Genomic DNA, 20,562 nt, shown 5'->3' with positions numbered 1-20,562 from the left:
ACTAAACTTGAAAAATCAAGCCAAAAGACCTAATTTGAAACCATCAAGTTAGGTCTTTTTTATGCGTATTTTTCAACGAATTCATCAAAAGTTAAATTGGTCAGGGCGTCGTTATATGGCGGTATTACTTTGCGTTGTTGCTATTGCATATGTTGCATCGGCGATTTACCACACAGTAAAACCATTACCACAAGGGATTAACTTTAGTGGCAAGCTTAGACATGCCGATGTTAAATTTTTAGCAGACAAAACTTATCTTGATGCAAAAGGGCAACAGCAGGTTGACCAGCACATCTTTGATGAAATCTTGAAAATGATTGATGAGGCAAAAACCACGATTGTGGTGGATATGTTCTTGTTTAATTCAGAAGTGGGTGATTCAAAGCTGAAGCAAAGACCACTAATGCAAGAGTTAACAGATGCATTAGTAAGTAAGAAAAGACAAAATCGCCAAATTCAGATCGTTATGATTACTGACCCGATTAACTCGGTATACGGTGGTATCAGCCCTGAACATTACCGTCAGTTACGTCAGGCAGGTGTTGATGTGATTGAAACGAATTTAGCCCCTTTGCGAGCTTCTAACCCATTCTGGTCAGGCTTCTGGTACATCTGCTGTCAAAATATTGGCAATAACCCTGAAAAGGGCTGGTTACCAAATCCATTCGGTGATGAAAAAATTACACTGCGCAGTTATTTAAACTTATTTAATTTTAAGGCCAATCACCGTAAAACAGTTGTTGTTGATACCGATGCTGGTTGGAAGTCATTGGTGACCTCAGCAAATCCACACGATGGCAGCTCTAGACACTCTAATGTCGCGTTGGTTGTAACAGGGGCGACAGCTGCTGATGTTCTTCAAACTGAAGCTGCAGTTGCACAAATGTCAGGCAGTAGCTCCCCATCGCTCATTTTAGGTGACTTTGAGAAAGACGTAACTAAACCTCAAGTGCAAGTTTTAACTGAGGGCGCAATTTATGAATCTGTATTGAAATTGATTAACTCAGCGAAGCCGAAAGAGCATCTTGATTTAAGTATGTTCTATCTATCTGAACGCAAGATTATTCAAGCACTAAAAAATGCTCAAGAGCGAGGTGTTATTGTTCGTGTTTTACTCGATCCAAATAAAGATGCATTTGGTAGACAAAAGAATGGTATTCCAAACCGTCAGGTGGCTTCAGAGCTACATGCTGCTGGTATTCCAATCCGTTGGTGTGATACCCATGGCGAGCAGAACCATAGCAAAATGATCTTAAAATATAATACCCAACACGCTGAGTTGATCGTAGGATCTGCCAACTTTACGGCCCGTAATTTAAAAAATTATAACCTTGAAACAGATATGTTGGTCATTGGCAAAGTCCAAGATCAAGTTTTTAAAGATGCACAAGATTACTTCAATACCTCGTGGTCAAACCTAAAAGATAGACAGATGAGTGTGGATTATGCGAAGTATGCAGATGAGTCTAAAGTGAAGTATTGGATTTATCGTTTTATGGAATGGTCAGGGTTGTCGACTTTTTAATCACTATCTTTGGAGTTTTCCAAAAAATAGCAAGATGATTGGCGGCATGGATGTCGCCGTTTCACTGTGTTGCAGGGAAGCAACATCAGTGAAACAAAGGTTTTTGTCACTTTTGACCTCTCAAAAGTGAGGTATTAGCCTATACAAAAGACACGAGAACATCACTGTAAGCAAAGGCTGTGCTATAAGTCCGATTTAAGGTGTAGGCGGAATCAATTGATCCAACGCTTTATCATCAAGTTTTTCTATTTCACTCAAATCAGTCTTAATTTTCCACTGCGACTCATCATCTACAGGATTTGGTAAACGAGCCTCAAGCCAGTCACAGACTACATCTGGATTAAATTCAGGATGGTTACACTGAATAATCCACGATAAAAAATCTTTGGCTTCACCATTCATATAAGGTGGTGGAGAAACAGGGAAGAATAAAGTCGGTAGACGTTCGTTCGTCGATAGATAGTTTAAAACATGCCCTAATTCTTGAACTGTTTGCCATGCTAGCGGATGTTCTACATCAATACTGAACTTAAACCACCAAGCATGTTCGCCGTCTGCTCCATGAGCCATGATACGGGCTTCTTGTACACTTGGAACTTTGCAAAAGAATTGATGAAGACGCTCAAAACTGATTTCAGACACAGCAATTGACCTAGTTTGAAAAATGCTAATGGTAGCACAGATACAGATTCTTCATATTTTCTTTATAGTCATTACAAAGTTTAGCAATCAAAGCTGTTTTATTCATGGTTTCTCCTCGACTGTCTTCTAATCTAGCTCCATATCAAGATTAAAAGGAAATAGGCCATGAAAAAGCCAATCGTTCTTGTACTTTCAACATTGATGTTAGGTATATCAGCTACCGCGATGGCTGATTCAGGTCATCGTTGGGACAATAAACATGGTAAAAACTATGATCGATATGAGCATCGTGATGACCGCCGTCATGATTATCGTAATGATCATCGAGCGCCAGTTTGGTCAAATGCTGATCGTGGTAAGCATTATGGTAACTATGTTGCTTTTAAACGTGGTGAACGTATTCCTACTCAATATCGCCATAGCCGCTATTATGTTTCGGACTGGAGAGCGCACCGTTTATATGCGCCACCACGTGGATACCATTGGGTTAAAACCCCTAATCAATACTTATTAGTAGACTCAAGACATAACATTTATCGAGTTCGTTAAAAGTAAAATAACAAAGGCCTCTATTTTGAGGCCTTTTTCTATGCTAACTCGTCATCTTGCGGTTGAGGGGTTTTCAAATTATTTGAGGTTTTTGCATGTTTCTCTTTCATCACTGATGGGTAGTGCCATGACGCAAATCGTACGACTAAAATAGATAGGGCTAAAATCAAAATTGAGCCAGTAATAATGACTTGATCGATATCCGCTTTATGATCATGTTGAATATCTGAAATGAGTAGTCGGGTTAAGGCTGTAATTGCAACATAAATAAGAAAGCGCACAGGCATATGATTGGTTTTAAAGTAAATTCCAACCATTGCTCCCAATTCCAAGTAGATAAATAATAATAAAATATCATCAATTGAAGCGTACTTTTTGACAGTCAGAATTTCAAAAACGGTATTGGCTGCCGACCATGCCACCATACACCCGATAATAAACAAGGCTAAATAATGGAAGGCTTCTACGGCGTAATGTCCGAAGCGGTCAAGTATCCGTTCGTATTTTTTAGAATCAGGCATAATGAGATCTTTTGTTTACTTCATAATATTTAGAAATTAAACAAATTTTGTGCCAATGGAAATAGTAAATATAAAATAAAAAACGCCTGATTATTCAGGCGTTTTTATGAAGAACTTAATTAAGCTTGATTTGTAAAGTAATCTTCACTAAAGCCCATAATTAAGTCAGAACCAGCTTTGATTTTAGCAATACGCGCATCAATATCCGGCAAGATACGTTCAACAAAGTACTGAGCCAAAGCAAGTTTGTTCTGATAGAAATCACCAGACTTATCTTTAGCAGCGGCAGCAATTTTTGCAAACATATATGAGAAGCTGAGTAAACCAACCGCATGTAAATAATCAACCGCAGCTGAGTTCGGGAACTCTACATTTTCAGCAGCTTGCTCAATAATAAACTGAGTGATTGCTTCAATTTCAGTTGCAGCATCTAAAGTTGCATCTTTAATGAAGTTCAAATCTGCATCTAATGTATTTGCAAAGTCACGAATTTCAGAGATGTATTCAGCGATGAAAGCACCACCATTCTTAATCACTTTACGACCGATTAAGTCTTGTGATTGAACACCATTCGTTCCCTCATAGATTTGAGCAATACGAAGGTCACGAATACATTGTTCCATGCCCCACTCACGGATATAGCCGTGGCCACCAAATACCATTTGAGCATCTAAAGTCGCTTGGAATGCTGTATCTGTGAGGTAAGCTTTTGCAATTGGAGTTAAAAGCGCAACGCGGTCATTGGCTTTTTTCACTGCTGCTGCATCAGTTGAGAATTTAGTAATATCGAGTTGTTGACCTACATAAACTGCAAATGCACGAGATGCTTCATTGTTTGCACGTACGTTTAACAACATACGACGTACATCGCCGTGCACTAAAATGCTGTCAGCAGGTTTATTTGGTGATTGAACACCAGCTGCACTACGACCTTGTAAACGGTCAGTCGCGTATTGAGCAGCATTTTGATATGCAAATTCAGATGCGCCTAAACCTTGAATACCCATTGATAAACGTTCGTAGTTCATCATCACGAACATTGCAGCAAGGCCTTCGTTTTCTTTACCAACGAGGTAACCTTTAGCTCCATCAAAGTTCATTACACAAGTTGCAGATGCTTTGATACCCATTTTATGTTCAATTGAACCTGGGCCAACATGGTTACGGTCGCCTAAAGAACCATCTTCATTTACAAGATATTTCGGTACGATAAATAACGAGATACCACGGGAACCAGCAGGGGCATCTGGAGTTTTAGCAAGTACCAAGTGAATGATGTTTTCTGCTAAATCGTTGTCACCGCCAGTGATGAAGATTTTAGTACCAGTAATGTTATAAGTACCGTCTTCATTACGTTCTGCTTTAGTTTTGATAATACCTAAGTCAGTACCTGCATGTGGCTCAGTTAAGCACATGGTGCCTGACCATTCACCTGAATAAATCTTAGGTAAATAAGTTTCTTTTTGTTCTTGAGATGCGTAGCTGCTTAAAGCCATACCTGCACCCACTGAAAGAAGCGGGTAAAGCATGAAAGATGGGTTAGTCGCAAATAACATTTCATCAGAAAGAACGGTGAGCATTTTTGGCATGCCTTGACCGCCCCATTCTTCATCGGCACCTAGGCCAATCCAACCACCTTCTGCATATTGACGAAATGCATCTTTAAAACCAGCTGGTGTGAATACTTCGCCGTTTTCATAGCGAGCACCTTCTTCGTCACCGGTACGGTTTAATGGATGAGTCACGTTCTGAGCAAATTTAGCCATTTCTTCTAAAATTGCTTCAGCTGTTGCAGCATCTACATGAGCGAGTTTCTCATTAGACTGCCAAAATTGTTCTGCTTTAAATACATCATTTAAGATGAATTTCATATCAGCTAAAGGAGCATTGTAAATTGGCATAATCGTTCACCTTTTTTGTGCACATTGGCCTGTGCTAGATATCCTGTAAAACGAAATGGATATGGAATTTAAAGTGTAAATTTATCATTGATTTTATAAAAAAAGGACCGTCAAAACTGAGCAGTCCTTTTTTGTTTTTTAACATTGCATATCGCAACTAACTATGGTTAGAAAGCGAAATGTTCAGCGTCTAATGACATTAATGGATCTAGACCACCAGCGATCACATCTACGTGAGAACGTACACGTGGCAAGATTTTCTTGAAGTAGAAACGAGCAGTAGTTACTTTCGCATTGTAGAAGTCAACATCGGTAGTACCTTCTGCCAATTTCTCTTGTGCTACAAGCGCCATACGAGCCCATAGGTAAGCTAAAGTGATATAACCTGCGAAGTATAGGTAATCTACAGCAGCAGCACCGACTTCATCTGGGTTTTGCATCGCACGCATACCGATTTGCATAGTAAGGTCGCCCCATTCTTTGTTAAGTGCCGCAAGCGGTTCAACAAATTCTTTCATAGCAGCGTTGTCTTTATTTGCTTCTACGAATTTATGGATGATCTTAGTGAAGTCACGTAGCATTGCACCTTGAGTTTGCAATACTTTACGACCTAACAAATCAAGTGCTTGAATTTCAGTTGTACCTTCGTATAAGCAAGCAATACGTGTATCACGTACGATTTGCTCCATGCCATGCTCAGAAATAAAGCCATGACCACCGAAGACTTGTACACCGTGCTTAGCAGATTCAGAACCTGTTTCAGTTAAGAATGCTTTAGCAATTGGAGTCAATAAAGACAAGATGTTGTCAGCAAACTTACGCTCTTCTTCAGTTTCGCCTTTTTCAACGATATCTGCGTATTGAGCAAGTAAGTAAACAAGAGCACGACCGCCTTCAGCAAACGCTTTTTGAGTTAAAAGCATGTTACGAACAGCAGGGTGAACGATAATAGGATCTGCTTCTTTTTCAGGAGCTTTAGGACCAGAAAGTGAACGCATTGCTAAACGTTCTTTCGCGTAAGTCAACGCACCTTGGAAAGATGATTCAGACGCTGCTAAACCTTGAACCGCAGTACCAATACGTGCTGTGTTCATGAAGGTGAACATACAGTTCAAACCACGGTTTTCAGGTCCAATCAAGTAACCTTTAGCTTGGTCAAAGTTAATGACACAAGTCGCGTTACCGTGAATACCCATTTTGTGTTCGATAGAACCACAACGTACCGCATTACGTTCACCAATAGTTCCATCTGCATTTACATTGAATTTAGGAACGATGAATAATGAGATACCTTTAGTACCTTTTGGTGCGCCAGGTAGGCGAGCAAGAACGATATGGATGATGTTCTCAGCCATGTCATGTTCACCAGCAGAGATAAAGATTTTCTCGCCAGAGATTGCATAGCTACCATCTGCATTTGGTTCTGCTTTAGTACGGATAATACCTAAATCTGAACCTGCATGAGACTCAGTTAAGCACATCGTACCTGTCCAAACACCTGAAACAAGGTTTGGTAAATAAGTATTTTTTTGTTCATCAGAACCGTGATGTTCTAATGTACGTACAGCTCCGTGAGACAAGCCTGGGTACATGCCCCATGCCCAGTTCGAGCTACCTACCATTTCAGAAATTGCAATACCTAAAGAGTTAGGTAAGGCCTGACCACCGTATTGTTCTTCAGCTGATAAAGACGGAAAGCCAAGTTCAATATATTTTTGATAAGCTTCTTTAAAACCTGTTGGAGTAGTGACTACGCCATCATTCCAAGTACAACCTTCGCGGTCGCCAACTTGGTTTAAAGGAGAAAGTTCATTTTCACAGAAGTCAGCAGCAGCTTCTAAATATTGATCAACCAATTCACGGCTTACGTTACCTTGGAAATCAGGTAATTTTGCATAGTGTTCTTCAGCATTTAATAATTCATGCAAAACAAATTGCATATCACGTAAGGGCGCTTTGTATTGTGGCATATCGGGTTCCTCAATACTGGTGAAACCAGAGTTATAATCTTAATCTATGAGAATGTGCCATGAGGCACCTTGGACTATTACATCGTGCAACAACTTGCATAACTGCACAAGCACCTCAGGACCTTTACTTTGTGACTGCAAAGTCAAGAAAAAAATGCTTAAACTAGCTAAGTGCTTTGAGTGTAAACACTTTTGGTTATGTTTATATGATACAAATAGTCAAAATCGTAAACAGTTATGTATAAACAAAAAGGCGCCTATAGGCGCCTTTTTGTTTCATAATTTTAGAATTATTTTGCTGGAGTTGGTACTGGAGCAGGAGCGTTAACTGGAGGTTGAGGGCGCTTTGGTTCAAAACGAAGGTTACAAGTACCTTCAAGTGTCTTATCTCCAACTTGAACATTTACTGTTTGTCCATTCGCTTTACCATCACATGCTTTTTGGATTTGTTCAAAGCGAGCTTGACGTTCTGCGCGGCGCTGTTCCCATGCAGCTTTTTGTTCTGGAGTGAACTCACGGTGCTTCATACGGTGGTGACCCTCACGTGGGCCATCTTGCATCATTCCACGCTCTGGTTTAGGTGGTTGAGTTGTCGATTGACACGCAGCCAAACTTCCCATTGTTACAATTGCCGCACTGAATAATGCAATTTTTGCCGTCATTTTCATATCTAAAGCCCTTTAATGTTGTGTTTACTGATGGGTTAAAGATTAGATAATAAAGATTAGATAATAAAGATGTAGAAACAATGGAGAGTTTTTCTTTTCGTTGTTGGTTACAATGCAAAATATAGGGTAAAAATGAGAGAGTGCTTTTGAACGTTCTACGTGTTCCCATTGCATTACGGTTATTTTTGACAGTCTTGTTCACCACATTGCTTATTGCGACTGCAAGCTTGAGCGTTTTGCACTGGACAATGCAAAAGAACTTTGCCAAATACGTGGCTGACGTTGAAATGCAGAAGCTAGATCGTCTCATTACCAATCTGGGTGATGTCTATACCGTGTACCATGATTGGGGAAATGCGATTCAGGCACAGATTTTACAAATTGAAGGAACCGCAGCTCCTGACGACTATGATCGTCTCTCACAGTGGTGGCTTCGTCGACAATATGATATTGCCATACAGCAGCATTCTTTCGATGAACATGCCCTTATTAATATTTCACCGCAAGTTGCACCGACCAATAAAAATACTATTTTTAGTGATGAAGAGTTAAGAACGCTTGAGCAAAATTTACCTTCTCAATATCAACCCTTTGAAGGGCTAAGATTCCCCTTAAGTGCAAACCAATTTCGCCCAAGTGATGATAAAAATAAATCAAAGAAGGGGAGCTTAAAAGATATTGAAACCCAAAATGGGAAGAAGCGTTTTATTGCTTTGCCTGACCGTTTGGGTTTGAGTTCCCGTTTATCTTTATATGATGCACGGCACCAGTTTGTTGTAGGTGAGCCGCCTTCTTCAGATCAGATGTCATTTCGGCCGATTATCTTAAACAATCAAGTTGTTGGATATTTAGGTTTAAAGCCAGTTTTAGATAAAGAAGATGCTTTGAGTATTAATTTCTTTAGTAATCAAAAGCGTTATTTACTCTTAATTTATGCTTTAACTTTACTATCAAGTCTAGTTGCAGCGCTGTTAATGGCGACTTATTTTAAAAAGCCAATTCAGCGTTTATTAAATGCAACCAATGAATTAACCAAAGGAAATTATCAACATCAAGTAGTCATTAAGCGAAATGATGAGTTAGGTGATTTATCAACTCAATTGAACCATTTGGCAGAGATTTTACATCAGCATGAAGAGTCACGACGTCAATGGGTGGCCGATACTTCTCATGAGTTAAAAACTCCTTTGGCTGTATTGCAAGCGCAAATTGAAGCGATGCAAGACGGGATTCGAAAAGCAACCCCAGAACATTTAGATGCGATGATGCGTCAGGTTTCAAGTCTGAAAAAATTGACCCAAGATCTTGCAGACTTAGCGCAGGCAGATGCTCAGCAGCTTAAGTGTTATTTGAGTTCTGTAAATCCTTGGGAAGTAGTATTACAAGAAGTTGAAAACTTTAAACCAAAACTTGAGCAGGCTGGTCTCGAAATTCAAGTTGAAGGAACAAGTTCTCCGCTATTATTAGATCGTGATCGGTTTAAACAGATTGTTGTTAATTTAATTAGTAATAGTATTCGTTACACGGAAACAGGTGGCAAAATTCATATTCATACAAGTCAGACTCCTCAAGAGTGGACTTTGTATGTGGATGACAGTCCGTTTGGTTTAAGTGATGAGCAGTTATCCCGTTTAGGTGAACGTTTCTATCGCGTAGATGATTCGCGTACGCGTAGTACAGGTGGAACAGGGCTGGGCTTAGCTTTGTCTTGTAAGATTGCGCAGGCACTTGGTGGTACACTCAGTTTTGAACATTCACCATTAGGTGGTTTACGTTGTGTACTTACTTTTAAAAAGCAGAGTTAAATATAAAAGGAAAAATATCTCATGAAGCATGTGATGTTGGTTGAAGATGAAGTCGAATTAGCGCATTTGGTGCGTGATTATCTTGAAGCTGCCGGTTTTGAAGTAAGTATGTTTCATGATGGTCAAGATGCCTATGCGAGCTTCCAGCAACGTAAACCAAATTTGATGATTTTGGACTTAATGGTTCCACGAATGGATGGTTTAACGATTTGCCGTAAGGTTCGTGAACAATCAGATTTACCGATTATTATGGTTACGGCCCGCACCGAAGAAATTGACCGAGTATTAGGTCTTAACATGGGTGCTGATGATTATGTCTGTAAGCCATTTAGTCCCAAAGAGTTAGTTGCTCGTGTACAAGCTGTGCTACGTCGTTTAGAGCGTAAGGCCGAGCCTGAGCAAAATGATTCTTTCCGAATTGATAAAGCACAACAAAGAATTTGGTATCAACAAAAATCGTTGAGCTTAACGCCAACCGAATTTCGCTTACTTGAGCTATTTTTAGAGCATGTGGGGCAAGTTTATTCACGTGCACAATTATTAGATCACATTAATCCAGATAGCTTTGATGTTGCCGATCGTGTGATTGACAGCCATATCAAAAACTTGCGCCGAAAAATTAGTGAAGCGGCTGAAACTGGTAACCGTCATGAGTGGATTCAAGCAGTTTATGGTGTAGGTTATCGCTTTGAATATCCTGAAGAGTAAGTCTTCATAAAAGTTATTCTGTGGATAACCACAATGTTATCCACAGAAAATGTGGATAGTTTTAAAGAGTTATGGATAAATTATAATCTTGGTGTGATTGGGTACTAATTGCCAAATTTCATCTATATCTACATTTCTAACAGCGATACATCCTAAGGTCCAATCCTTATGGGGCATATAAGTCGAGCTAAAAGGCATCGATATTAATGATTTTGGAACGGATCCATGAATCATGATATCTCCTCCCGTTGGTTGATTATGTTGCTTGGCATAAGCAATATCTTTCGCATCGGGATAGGAAATATGCAGCGATTTATAGTAAGCACTTTGTGAGTTTCGCCAATCTATAGAATAAATCCCTTCTGGTGTTTTACCATCATTTTTAAAGTGTTTATGTCCTTTGGGATTAAAGCCGAGACGAATCGGATATTGCCGAATTACCTCTTCATTATTTTTAAGTAGAAGTAGGCGTTGGTTTTTAAACACTTCAATTGAGGTAACTTGCTTGGTCTTTATGAGTTCTAATATTTCTTCATTTGAGAGTGCTTGATGACTTGACGTAAAAGTCGGTAAATATTTTTCATAATTATAAAAAGCGATTCCCAGTGGAATGATAAGAAGTGTGCAAATAATGAAGGGGCTAATTTTCATATATTATTTTTTATACTCAATGAACTCTCTTAAGTGTTGAGAATGACTTAAGAGAGTTTAGTTTTTTAATATTAAGACGAACAGCTCACTGCTACATCTGGAACATCACTTGGTAACGGCCCTAAATCTTGTGGTTGCTCAAGCTCTGGTTGTCTTGTGTAAGGATGATTAAGTAGTTTAAATAAACGATCTACTTCACTAAAATCATCTCGTTCAGCTGCTTCAATAGCACGCTGCGCCATGTGATTACGCAAAATATAAACTGGATTTGCTTTTTGCATATTCGCATCCAGCTCATCAATATCTTGATGTTCACGAATGCTTTCATATTGGCTAAGAAACTCATCAAACTGTCGAATATCAAGACAATCATCTCGTAAAGCTTTGAATTCTTTATTTTGAAGACGAATAAAACTTTGAGTGTAATCGAGTTGTTCAGTTTGTAAGATTCTTAAAAACGCAAAACTACAATCAAGACTGTCTTTATGGAAATGAGGAAGTCCCATTTTTTGACATAAACCTTGTCCATAGTGTTCTAAAAAGATTGGTTCAAATTGTTCTAAGCAACGTGCTAACTCTTCTTTGAACTCATCTTTTTGTTCAGATTCAGCGAGAGGAATTAAGTTGTTTAGCCACGTCCATAAGTTCCAATGGCCTATACTCGGTTGATTTTGATAAGTATAACGACCTTGGTAATCTGAGTGATTGTTGATCCAGTTGGGGCGGAAACGCTCCATAAAACCATATGGCCCAAAATCGAGTGTTGAGCCGGTAATATTTAAGTTATCAGTATTCATCACACCATGAGCAAATCCAACCAATTGCCATTTTGCAATCATGATCGCAGTACGCTCAACCACCTTTTTTGCAAAAGATAGAGTTGGATTTTCGGTTTCTAGGCATTCTGGATAATGCCATTCAATACATTTTTGAGTGAATTCTGACAGCAATTCAGGCGCATATTGATTAATCCATTCAAAATGCCCTAAACGGATATGACATTCAGATGTTCTGAGTAGCATTGCGCCTAACTCTAGTTTTTCGCGCTGTACGCCTTGAGTCGAGGTTGTGAAACCGACTGCATGACTAGATGCGACACCTAAAGCATTTAAAGCATGTCCGGCTAAATATTCACGTACCACAGAGCGTAATACTGCTCGTCCATCTCCCATTCTTGAATAAGGGGTAGGGCCTGCACCTTTGAGGTGTAGATCGATGGTTTGACCCTTTGTATTGAGTATTTGCGCAATCAGTAAGCCACGTCCATCGCCGAGTTGTCCTGCCCATTGTCCAAATTGGTGGCCAGCATAGACCATTGCCAAAGGTAGAAATTCAGGGAATGTACGCTGTCCACTACAGATCTCAACCCATGCATTTTTATCGTCTTCTGACCATTGTAGTTCATCAGCCAAAGCACTGTTAAAATGTCCTACTTTTGCACCACGTAAAGGTGATGGCTGCTGAACATGAAATAATTTAGACGGAAGTGAAGGGTAGAGCGGATTAAACTGCATAGGCTTAGCAAAATAGAAAGAGCAGGTTTCACTATACCATAGTTAAAAAGTAGGCATAAAAATAGCTCCCGAAAGAGCTATTTTAGATCAGAATTTATTTTAGTCTGACACCACGTTGGTATTCTTTTTAACACTACGCATAAGTGTTTCTAAGCATTCACGGTGATGACTTAGACGATGTTCAAGCAATTGGAAATCAACTTTAAGCTTATGATCCATTCTATGAATCTTTTCAGCCATTGCTGCTTTTTTCGCTTGTAACTCTTGTTCTTTAAGTTTTGCCCAATCATTTAAGGTGTGTGTAAATGCTTCGTACTCTTGTGCAATACGTTGCTTCATTTGAGTAATGTCTGCATTTACATCATGACCATAAATAGCGAGGTCTTGTTCAGCGTATTTAAATTTCATCGCCAGTTCTGCTTTCTTAATATTAAAGCTTGGAATACGACGTAAATTTTTAGCTAAACCAATTTTAGAACATGACCAGATCAACCATTTAGTTGGGTCATATTGCCACCATTTCACACCATTACGATAGTCGTATTGGAAGATATGGTGATAGTTGTGGTAACCCTCGCCCCAAGTGGCAATGGCTAACCAGAAATTATCACGTGCTGAGTTTTCGTCTGTATAAGGACGTTTACCAAACATATGACAAAGTGAGTTAATAAAGAATGTAACTTGATGGCTAATGATTAAACGTACTAGACCACCCAAGAGTACTACACCCCATAGGTCGCCAGTTGCCCAACCGATTAAGCCTAAAATACCAACATGAACAGCAACTACGAGTAAACCATAGTATTTATGCTGGAACATGACCAATTTATCATTGAGTAGGTCTGGTGCATTTTTAAAGTCTGGCTCAGATGGTGAATGATCACGGATCATCCAACCCATATGCGCATACCAAAAACCACGCTCAATTGAATATGGATCTTCATCAACATCATCAACATGTCGATGGTGAGTACGGTGACCAGATGCCCAGAACAAAATACTATTTTGCACGGCAAATGTTCCACCGATCATTAAAAGAATTTTAAGCGGTAACGACGCTTCATAAGCTCGGTGAGCCCAAAGGCGATGGTAACCAGCAGTAATCCCCATACTACTTAGAGCTAAAAGAAAAAATAAGCTTACCCATGCGCTTACACTAAAATCATAATAATACGCATAAATCGGGATTATTATTGCGGCAAGAATTGGTAAACCAATTAAGGTAATGCTAGCGGTCCAGTTAATTGGGGCTTTGAGTGGGGCGGAAGTCATATCCGGCAGCGCTCCTAGAATCCTTGTGAAACAAGGTACAAAGACAAAACGACATAGCAAAACCAATCATCAAGATATATTGCTATTCTATCCTTCATATTAGCACGTGCTTAGTGAGAATCACTAGCATTATTGTACAGATGTATTGAAAGAACCGTAACAGAATTAAACTATGTCAAAGAGTTTTTCAAGCAGGAGAAGTTGTTTAATGAACGTACAACGATTGAAAAAAAAGAACAGCATTGATATTGCAAGAAAATTATCATTGAAATGTGTCTTGGTCACAATCAGTCTTGTATTAGCCGCATGTCAAAGTGCACCCGAACAAAGTACGAAAAAAGTTCAAACAAAAAGAACAGCTCATCAGACTCAAGCACCTGTTGTAAAAAAGAGAGTGAGTCCAGATGGCATTCAAGATATTGATTGGCAGATCACTCAGATCAGTGGTCATAAGGCAAAATTCTTTAACCAATGGCCAACTCTTTCACTGAACTCAGCAGTCAAAACAGTATCGGGCCATACGGGCTGTAATGCTGTTTTTGGTCGTTATACCTTTAATTTCAGTCAGCAAAAACTTGATATGCAAGTAAATGCAGGTCATTCAAGCTGTGATGGTGCTTTGGCTCAAGAAGCAGAGCTGGTAGATGCTTTGCAACGTATTCAACGCTTTCAACTCGTAGGTAATACGCTATATCTACTTGACCAGAGTGGTCAGCGCCTCATTCAGGCACAAAAGAAATAAAAGGTGGTTTTTACCACCTTTTTTATATTTATAAAGCTTGTAACATCGTGGTTGGAATATCTGTAATTAAGCCCTGAACCTCTAAATCACGCAGCCTTTTTGCTCTTTCTACATCATTTACTGTCCAGACACTGATGTTCAAACCAGCTTGATGTGATAATTCAATCACTTCATCTGTTGCAAGCTGGTCGTGCCAACCAATATGACCGCAACCATATTGATGCGCGAGTTCAATCGCTGTTGCGCCAACTGGAAGTTCAACTAACAATCCGCATTTAAATTGAGAGTTTATATCGCGTAAAGCAGTTAGAATTTGAAGATCAAAACTTGTGATTGTTACGACTTTCTCAAAGCCCTGTAATTCCGTCTCAAGCTTTTGAACGAATTGTTCGGCTAACGCCATATCTCTTACAGCTTTAACCTCAACTTCAATATGATCGAAATTATCAAGTAAGTTTAAAACACCTTTAAGTGTAGGTGTTGGTTCAGAAGCTGGCCAATTGGGCCAGCTTTGACGATGATCGAATGATAACGCTTGAGCCAAAGTCGACTGCTCTACAATTTGATCGACTCCAGCTGTACGTAAAAAATTGTCATCATGAATAACAACTAACTCTTGGTCTTGAAGCTGACGAATATCAAATTCGACACCACGAATACCTAAATTTTTTATGTGCTGAAACCCACCAAGTGTATTTTCAGGAGCTTCTCGGCGTGCACCACGATGACCAATAATGCGCATAATTTTCTTCTATGAAATCTTTTGATTATGGTCTCTTTTAAAAAGAGTAGAGACCATGTTTAATCTAATCTATTTTTAAATAATCTCATTAATATTTTTTTGCCAAAGCACTTCTTGTCCACCCTCAGCACGCTGTAAAGCACGCGATGCGACAAATAACCAGTCAGATAGACGGTTTAAAAGTTGAAGTGCTGTAGCTTGAATATTTTGATCACGAGTTTGCACCGACATGAGTGATCGCTCTGCACGACGACAAACGGCACGAGCTTGATGAGCATAACTACAAGATAAAGAACCAGATGGTAGAATAAACTCCTTAAGCATCGGTAAGTCTTCATTCATACGGTCAATTTCTTTTTCAAGAAATTCAATACAAACGGGCTGGAGTAGATTGTAATTTGGAATACAAACCTCTCCACCTAAATCAAAAAGCCAATGTTGAATCAGACTTAAGCTTTTATCCCAATCAGCCTTATTAGTTACTTGGCTATCTGTAATTTGAGCACGAAGTACCCCAATAATGGCGTTGAGTTCATCAACATCACCAAGTGCCGTAATTCGTAAATCATCCTTGGCAACACGAGAACCATCGCCTAAACCAGTGGTACCTGAATCGCCTGTGCGTGTATAGATTTTGCTTAAACGGTGTCCCATGATGGATATCCTGAACATAAAAAAGGGATAATGTCGGTCAGAACATTACCCCGAAACTGGAGTTAAGAAAATATTTTTATAATAAAGTTTTGCTTAGTAGCTTAAGGTCACACCAGCTGATGCAAGGCGGCCACCATTTACATAGTAGTATCCTTGGTCTTGATAAGCTGTTTTATAATCCACGTCTCCAATATTTTGGATATTAGTAAACAATTTAATATGCGGATTCATATTCCAATAAGCATTAATATCTACAGTTGCGTAACCTGGATTCTTGTAATTACTATCCCAGTCTTTCGACTTTGATTTTGCAACAAGCGAAGCACTAATGCCATACACTTCATTTTGCAGACCTGTTGTTAAGGTCAATCCTTGACGAGGGCGGCGGTTTAAATCCTGATGAGTCTCTTCATTCTCAGGTTTGACATAGCTATAAGTTGCTTTTGCAAATAGATCATCTTTCTGCCAACCAACATAAAATTCACCACCTTGGTAAGTTGCTTTATTAATATTAGTTAATTTACCAAAATTCACTGAACCGATAAGATCTTCAACTTCAGTATAGTAAGCAGATAAACCTGTTTTAAAACCTGCTGGTAGAGTTTGATCTATACCAATTTCATAAGATGTACTTTCTTCTGGTTTTAAATCTGGGTTGCCGTTCCATGAGTTGAAAAGTTCATTAAGCGTTGGTGATTTAAAAGCAGTACCAATATTGGTATAGATACTTGTTTTATCTAAAAGTTGGTAACGTGCAGCAATTTGACCAACAGTATGTGAGCCATATTTTTCATTATCTTCTATACGAATACCGGCTTGAGTGTTTAATCTATCACCATTGAATTGATGTTGAAGATAATACCCTGTCGAGTCTACGTTTTCATTGTATGGTGCTCCATAAGATAGAATATCTCCATCCAATGTACGGTGGGTGGCACCAACTAAGAGTGTTTGCTGTGGTAAAAACTTCCATTTGCTATATAGTTCTACTTCCTGAGTTTTGCTATGAACAAAATCAGTAGAGTCTTTTTGATTAACTTCATCTTTGAATTGTGATAAACGAGTATTTAATTCTAAGTTATCTGTTACATTTAAACGGCTACGTAAATTGATAATCTCATTTTCGAAGTCTTGTTTAAGCAATGCACCATTAAATGTATAAGCATCATAAAGACTTGAACCTTCATTATGGCTATAGTCGACAGAAATACCGTAATCTTTCTGCTCAACACCAAACTTTGTACTAAAACCTTTCTGATCAAATGATGCTGTATCCGATGAGTTAGTTTTTTGGTTAGTTACTTTGGTTGCATCAGACTCTAAGCGTTGTCCACGAATTTGGGCATAAAAACCATCTTCATATAAATCAGCACCAATAACTGATTTATAAGTTTTATTCTCACCAATTTCACCTGTGATAAAAGCTCTATTCTTTTCAGGTGTTTTTGAAACGAGCTGAATTACTCCGCCAATGGCATCAGTACCATAGAGAACAGAGGCAGGCCCTTTCAATACCTCAATTTGTTTAATATCTGTTGTGTCAATAAATGCAAGACTTGCTGTTCCTGAGGATGCATTATTTAGTCGAATTCCATCTCGTAGCACGAGAGTATGATCAGATTCTGTACCTCTTAAATAAATCTCTGCAAGTTGTCCCATACCACCACTTTGCACCATATTGATGGAAGCATCGGTTTGTAATAATTGTGGTAAAGAAGCGATAGGAGATTGTTCGAGAACTTTTGGTTCAATAATATTAATACGCGCCGGAACTTCACTTGCTTTTTCAGCACTTTTTGAAGCAGTCACTACAATTGGATCAAGCTGAGTTACATTCGTTGTATCTTCAGCAAAAATAACAGATGAAAACCCCATCGCAATAGCGATAGCCCCTACTAGACGAGTAGGTTGAAAAGACTTAGACATAACATGCTCCATACATTCACCCCACGTGAATGATCGGGTAGATAGATGAAACAAGTAGGTCTCCGGACTTCAGCGCCATATTTAATTTATGGACATATTCACCTTCCCACATCACTGCAGTGGTGTAAGTCGAGAACGACTTAAAAAATATGCTTTACATTGTTACCGTTGCGGGGGCAGTGCCGGACTTTCACCAGCTTCCCTAAAGCATGAATTGCTTACACTTGCTTCCAATTTTACGCAGTATAAAGTGGCGATTTACTTCATACAATGTCATTTGGAGCAATTCCCAGAGAACTTTTACGCAAGGGACAAAAATTGCATTACAATGGCGCTTATTTTAAGAAATGGTTGTAGTTTAGGCAGATCATGAGCCCATCAAACCAAAAACGTACACGAGCAAAAATCTGTGGAATTACTCGCATTCAAGATGTTCAGGCAGTTGTTGCTGCTGGAGCTGATGCGATTGGTTTTGTTTTTTTTCCGCCAAGTCCAAGACATGTAACGGTTGAACAGGCCCAAGAATTAGCAAAAGTAATTCCACCTTATGTACAAATGGTAGGTTTGTTTGTAAATGCGAGTGCTACTGAAATTCAGGAGGTACTTGATTGTGTTCCCCTAGATGTATTACAACTACATGGCGATGAAACTCCAGAACAATGTCAGGAAATTGCTCGCCATTGTAAACGTCGCTGGTATAAAGCGATTCAGGTTAAACCTGATCTGGATGTAGTTGCTGAAATTCAAAAATATCAGGCAGCTGGTGCCAGTGCTGTATTGCTCGATGCGTGGCATCCTGAGCTCAAAGGGGGCACAGGACATCAGTTTGACTGGTCTAAATTCCCAAAACTTGATATTCCATTAATCTTGGCAGGCGGTTTAACCCCTGACAATGTCATTGACGCTATTCATACTACCGGTGCTTTTGCAGTAGATGTGAGCGGAGGCGTAGAGTCCGCAAAAGGTATAAAAGACCAACAACTCATTGAACGATTTATGCAAGGAGTCCAACGTGGATCAGCAAAACAATGTGATTGACTATACACAGTACCCAGATGCTGCAGGGCATTTCGGTATCCATGGCGGACGTTTTGTGTCAGAAACTTTAATGGCGGCATTAGAAGATTTAGAAAATCTCTATTCCCGCATGAAAAATGATGAACAGTTTTTGGCAGAATTCGACCGTGACCTCGCCTACTATGTAGGTCGTCCTAGTCCACTTTATTATGCTGAGCGATGGTCAAAAGAGTTAGGTGGTGCGCAAATTTACCTTAAACGTGAAGACTTGAACCATACAGGCTCACACAAGGTAAATAACACGATTGGTCAGGCATTACTTGCAAAGCTTTCAGGCAAAAAACGTATTATTGCCGAAACTGGTGCAGGGCAGCATGGTGTAGCAACAGCAACAATTGCAGCACGTTTAGGTCTTGAATGTGTTGTTTATATGGGTGCTGAAGATGTTAAGCGTCAAGCGATGAATGTTTATCGTATGCGTTTGTTGGGTGCTACAGTTGTTCCTGTACAAAGTGGTTCTAAAACGCTGAAAGATGCCATGAACGAAGCGATGCGTGACTGGGTAACTAATGTTGATACGACGTACTATGTGATTGGTACAGTTGCAGGCCCGCATCCGTACCCACAACTTGTACGTGATTTCCAGTCAATTATTGGGCGTGAAGCGCGTAAACAGATTTTGGAGCAAGCAGGTCGCTTACCAGATGCATTGGTTGCTTGTGTGGGTGGTGGTTCAAATGCAATGGGCTTGTTCTATCCATTCTTAAACGATGCCAATGTGAAAATGTATGGTGTTGAAGCAGCTGGTTTTGGTATTGAAACTGGTAAACACTCTGCGCCGTTAAATGCGGGTCATGTTGGTGTATTGCATGGTAACCGTACTTACTTGATGAGTGATGAACAGGGCCAGATTATTGAGACACATAGTATCTCAGCGGGCCTTGATTATCCGGGTGTTGGCCCTGAACATAGCTTCTTGAAAGATATGAAGCGTGTAGAGTACGTGCCAATTAACGATTCAGAAGCTCTACAAGGTTTCCGTGACTTAACTAAAATTGAAGGGATTATTCCTGCGCTTGAAAGCTCGCATGCGATGGCCTATGTGTCTAAGCTTGCACCGACAATGTCTAAAGATCAGATTATTATTGCGACTGTTTCAGGTCGCGGTGATAAAGATTTAATGACAGTTGCACGCATTGATGGCGTAGAAATGGTTGAAATGTAAGAGGAAAAAATGTCAAGTTTGTTTATGGTAATGTTAGGCGGGCGTCATGCACGCGCTAATACCGAAGTTCATGATGTTGTCATGGCTGTAGGAGATACTTTGGAAGAAGTTTATCCTCAACTTAAACAGGCTTGGTTTGGTGAGGCTCAAGGATTGCATATTGATGCTTGGGCCAAGCTCTCTGGCGTTAGCTCTCAAGGACAAAATTATCAAATTCACTTTACAGACGCTGCTCCACAACCAGATGATTTAAAATTATATTTAATTAATCTAGGTGGATATAATGCAAGTGAATTCGGTGAACTTCACCGTTATGAGTTTGTGGTTGCACCGAATGCGGTAGCTGCCAAACAATTAGGTAAACAATTTATAGATCGGCAGTGGCAAAAAGCACATACAGATCGAGTCATTGATATTGATGACTGCTTAGCGATAGATTGTGTAGCAGGACGCTATATTCATTTAATAAAAGGCGATTTTGCTGAAACAATTTGGGAAAATACGTATTTGACCGTGGTATAGGTCATTTG

General features: G+C 39.5%; 19 protein-coding genes and 1 riboswitch. Of the genes, 8 read left to right on the top strand and 11 right to left on the bottom strand.

Translation table 11 applies throughout. The features are described from left to right. Positions 1-61: 61 nt before the first annotated feature. Positions 62-1,525, top strand: coding sequence for a phospholipase D family protein (locus HJG58_RS06725; RefSeq protein WP_170248338.1), 1,464 nt, complete (start codon positions 62-64; stop codon positions 1,523-1,525). 195 nt (positions 1,526-1,720) lie between these two features. Here HJG58_RS06725 and HJG58_RS06720 read toward each other — a convergent pair whose 3' ends face one another. Next, on the bottom strand, positions 1,721-2,167 hold the full coding sequence (locus tag HJG58_RS06720; RefSeq protein WP_170248337.1) for a hypothetical protein: 447 nt from the start codon (positions 2,165-2,167) through the stop codon (positions 1,721-1,723). A gap of 165 nt (positions 2,168-2,332) precedes the next feature. Between HJG58_RS06720 and HJG58_RS06715 the strand changes: the two genes are divergently transcribed. Next, positions 2,333-2,716: an RcnB family protein gene (locus HJG58_RS06715; protein WP_002116024.1), complete on the top strand. Its 384-nt coding sequence runs from the start codon at positions 2,333-2,335 to the stop codon at positions 2,714-2,716. 38 nt (positions 2,717-2,754) lie between these two features. On the opposite strand, the gene HJG58_RS06710 is transcribed toward HJG58_RS06715, so the two are convergent. The 4 genes from HJG58_RS06710 to HJG58_RS06695 form a co-directional block, all read right to left on the bottom strand. After that, positions 2,755-3,237 (bottom strand): phosphate-starvation-inducible protein PsiE, encoded by a 483-nt coding sequence (locus HJG58_RS06710; protein WP_086265224.1) that lies wholly within the window; start codon positions 3,235-3,237, stop codon positions 2,755-2,757. A 119-nt stretch (positions 3,238-3,356) separates the two neighbouring features. Next, on the bottom strand, positions 3,357-5,138 hold the full coding sequence (locus HJG58_RS06705) for an acyl-CoA dehydrogenase C-terminal domain-containing protein (RefSeq protein WP_133481526.1): 1,782 nt from the start codon (positions 5,136-5,138) through the stop codon (positions 3,357-3,359). Positions 5,139-5,305: 167 nt separating this feature from the next. Beyond that, complete coding sequence (locus HJG58_RS06700) at positions 5,306-7,108, bottom strand: acyl-CoA dehydrogenase C-terminal domain-containing protein (protein ID WP_046811894.1); 1,803 nt, start codon at positions 7,106-7,108, stop codon at positions 5,306-5,308. Positions 7,109-7,398: 290 nt separating this feature from the next. Beyond that, positions 7,399-7,776: a hypothetical protein gene (locus HJG58_RS06695; protein ID WP_170248336.1), complete on the bottom strand. Its 378-nt coding sequence runs from the start codon at positions 7,774-7,776 to the stop codon at positions 7,399-7,401. Positions 7,777-7,922: 146 nt separating this feature from the next. On the opposite strand from HJG58_RS06695, the gene baeS reads away from it, so the two are divergent. Both baeS and HJG58_RS06685 read left to right on the top strand, forming a co-directional pair. Further along, positions 7,923-9,581: a sensor histidine kinase efflux regulator BaeS gene (baeS, locus tag HJG58_RS06690; protein WP_170248335.1), complete on the top strand. Its 1,659-nt coding sequence runs from the start codon at positions 7,923-7,925 to the stop codon at positions 9,579-9,581. Positions 9,582-9,602: 21 nt separating this feature from the next. Next, positions 9,603-10,289, top strand: a complete 687-nt coding sequence (locus HJG58_RS06685) for a response regulator (RefSeq protein ID WP_002116101.1) — start codon at positions 9,603-9,605, stop codon at positions 10,287-10,289. A gap of 69 nt (positions 10,290-10,358) precedes the next feature. Here HJG58_RS06685 and HJG58_RS06680 read toward each other — a convergent pair whose 3' ends face one another. The 3 genes from HJG58_RS06680 to HJG58_RS06670 form a co-directional block, all read right to left on the bottom strand. Continuing rightward, positions 10,359-10,940 (bottom strand): L,D-transpeptidase family protein, encoded by a 582-nt coding sequence (locus HJG58_RS06680; RefSeq protein ID WP_170248334.1) that lies wholly within the window; start codon positions 10,938-10,940, stop codon positions 10,359-10,361. 71 nt (positions 10,941-11,011) lie between these two features. Continuing rightward, complete coding sequence (locus HJG58_RS06675) at positions 11,012-12,454, bottom strand: protein adenylyltransferase SelO (RefSeq protein ID WP_170248333.1); 1,443 nt, start codon at positions 12,452-12,454, stop codon at positions 11,012-11,014. Between the two features lie 99 nt (positions 12,455-12,553). Beyond that, positions 12,554-13,726 (bottom strand): acyl-CoA desaturase, encoded by a 1,173-nt coding sequence (locus HJG58_RS06670; protein WP_016143072.1) that lies wholly within the window; start codon positions 13,724-13,726, stop codon positions 12,554-12,556. Positions 13,727-13,934: 208 nt separating this feature from the next. Between HJG58_RS06670 and HJG58_RS06665 the strand changes: the two genes are divergently transcribed. Further along, complete coding sequence (locus tag HJG58_RS06665; protein ID WP_068564948.1) at positions 13,935-14,468, top strand: META domain-containing protein; 534 nt, start codon at positions 13,935-13,937, stop codon at positions 14,466-14,468. A 28-nt stretch (positions 14,469-14,496) separates the two neighbouring features. On the opposite strand, the gene HJG58_RS06660 is transcribed toward HJG58_RS06665, so the two are convergent. The 3 genes from HJG58_RS06660 to HJG58_RS06650 form a co-directional block, all read right to left on the bottom strand. Beyond that, on the bottom strand, positions 14,497-15,210 hold the full coding sequence (locus HJG58_RS06660) for a glycerophosphodiester phosphodiesterase (protein ID WP_170248332.1): 714 nt from the start codon (positions 15,208-15,210) through the stop codon (positions 14,497-14,499). Between the two features lie 75 nt (positions 15,211-15,285). Then, positions 15,286-15,864, bottom strand: coding sequence for a cob(I)yrinic acid a,c-diamide adenosyltransferase (locus tag HJG58_RS06655; protein WP_032005538.1), 579 nt, complete (start codon positions 15,862-15,864; stop codon positions 15,286-15,288). A 93-nt stretch (positions 15,865-15,957) separates the two neighbouring features. Further along, complete coding sequence (locus HJG58_RS06650; protein WP_170248331.1) at positions 15,958-17,790, bottom strand: TonB-dependent receptor plug domain-containing protein; 1,833 nt, start codon at positions 17,788-17,790, stop codon at positions 15,958-15,960. 36 nt (positions 17,791-17,826) lie between these two features. Further along, positions 17,827-18,033, bottom strand: a riboswitch (cobalamin riboswitch). A 126-nt stretch (positions 18,034-18,159) separates the two neighbouring features. On the opposite strand from HJG58_RS06650, the gene HJG58_RS06645 reads away from it, so the two are divergent. The 3 genes from HJG58_RS06645 to HJG58_RS06635 are packed head-to-tail and all read left to right on the top strand — an operon-like array spanning position 18,160 to position 20,554. After that, positions 18,160-18,828, top strand: a complete 669-nt coding sequence (locus HJG58_RS06645) for a phosphoribosylanthranilate isomerase (protein ID WP_170248330.1) — start codon at positions 18,160-18,162, stop codon at positions 18,826-18,828. Next, entirely contained in the window at positions 18,803-20,032 is a 1,230-nt protein-coding gene (gene trpB / locus HJG58_RS06640; protein ID WP_170248329.1) for a tryptophan synthase subunit beta, read from the top strand. Before HJG58_RS06645 ends, trpB begins: the two co-directional genes overlap by 26 nt. Positions 20,033-20,041: 9 nt before the next feature. Then, entirely contained in the window at positions 20,042-20,554 is a 513-nt protein-coding gene (locus tag HJG58_RS06635; RefSeq protein WP_170248328.1) for a DUF1543 domain-containing protein, read from the top strand. Positions 20,555-20,562: the final 8 nt, after the last annotated feature.

It is taken from the genome of Acinetobacter geminorum (assembly GCF_013009345.1).
Taxonomy (GTDB): Bacteria; Pseudomonadota; Gammaproteobacteria; order Pseudomonadales; family Moraxellaceae; genus Acinetobacter; species Acinetobacter geminorum.
The sequence above is the reverse complement of the archived record's forward strand: the minus strand, read 5'-3'. Positions and strand labels throughout refer to the sequence as shown.

Excerpts from the sequence above, each read along its gene's own strand:
- HJG58_RS06725 (WP_170248338.1), top strand. The coding sequence starts at position 62 with ATGCGTATTTTTCAACGAATTCATCAAAAGTTAAATTGGTCAGGGCGT.
- HJG58_RS06715 (WP_002116024.1), top strand. The coding sequence starts at position 2,333 with ATGAAAAAGCCAATCGTTCTTGTACTTTCAACATTGATGTTAGGTATA.
- HJG58_RS06710 (WP_086265224.1), bottom strand. The coding sequence starts at position 3,237 with ATGCCTGATTCTAAAAAATACGAACGGATACTTGACCGCTTCGGACAT.
- HJG58_RS06705 (WP_133481526.1), bottom strand. The coding sequence starts at position 5,138 with ATGCCAATTTACAATGCTCCTTTAGCTGATATGAAATTCATCTTAAAT.
- HJG58_RS06700 (WP_046811894.1), bottom strand. The coding sequence starts at position 7,108 with ATGCCACAATACAAAGCGCCCTTACGTGATATGCAATTTGTTTTGCAT.
- HJG58_RS06695 (WP_170248336.1), bottom strand. The coding sequence starts at position 7,776 with ATGAAAATGACGGCAAAAATTGCATTATTCAGTGCGGCAATTGTAACA.
- HJG58_RS06685 (WP_002116101.1), top strand. The coding sequence starts at position 9,603 with ATGAAGCATGTGATGTTGGTTGAAGATGAAGTCGAATTAGCGCATTTG.
- HJG58_RS06680 (WP_170248334.1), bottom strand. The coding sequence starts at position 10,940 with ATGAAAATTAGCCCCTTCATTATTTGCACACTTCTTATCATTCCACTG.
- HJG58_RS06675 (WP_170248333.1), bottom strand. The coding sequence starts at position 12,454 with ATGCAGTTTAATCCGCTCTACCCTTCACTTCCGTCTAAATTATTTCAT.
- HJG58_RS06670 (WP_016143072.1), bottom strand. The coding sequence starts at position 13,726 with ATGACTTCCGCCCCACTCAAAGCCCCAATTAACTGGACCGCTAGCATT.
- HJG58_RS06665 (WP_068564948.1), top strand. The coding sequence starts at position 13,935 with ATGAACGTACAACGATTGAAAAAAAAGAACAGCATTGATATTGCAAGA.
- HJG58_RS06660 (WP_170248332.1), bottom strand. The coding sequence starts at position 15,210 with ATGCGCATTATTGGTCATCGTGGTGCACGCCGAGAAGCTCCTGAAAAT.
- HJG58_RS06655 (WP_032005538.1), bottom strand. The coding sequence starts at position 15,864 with ATGGGACACCGTTTAAGCAAAATCTATACACGCACAGGCGATTCAGGT.
- HJG58_RS06650 (WP_170248331.1), bottom strand. The coding sequence starts at position 17,790 with ATGTCTAAGTCTTTTCAACCTACTCGTCTAGTAGGGGCTATCGCTATT.
- HJG58_RS06645 (WP_170248330.1), top strand. The coding sequence starts at position 18,160 with ATGAGCCCATCAAACCAAAAACGTACACGAGCAAAAATCTGTGGAATT.
- HJG58_RS06635 (WP_170248328.1), top strand. The coding sequence starts at position 20,042 with ATGTCAAGTTTGTTTATGGTAATGTTAGGCGGGCGTCATGCACGCGCT.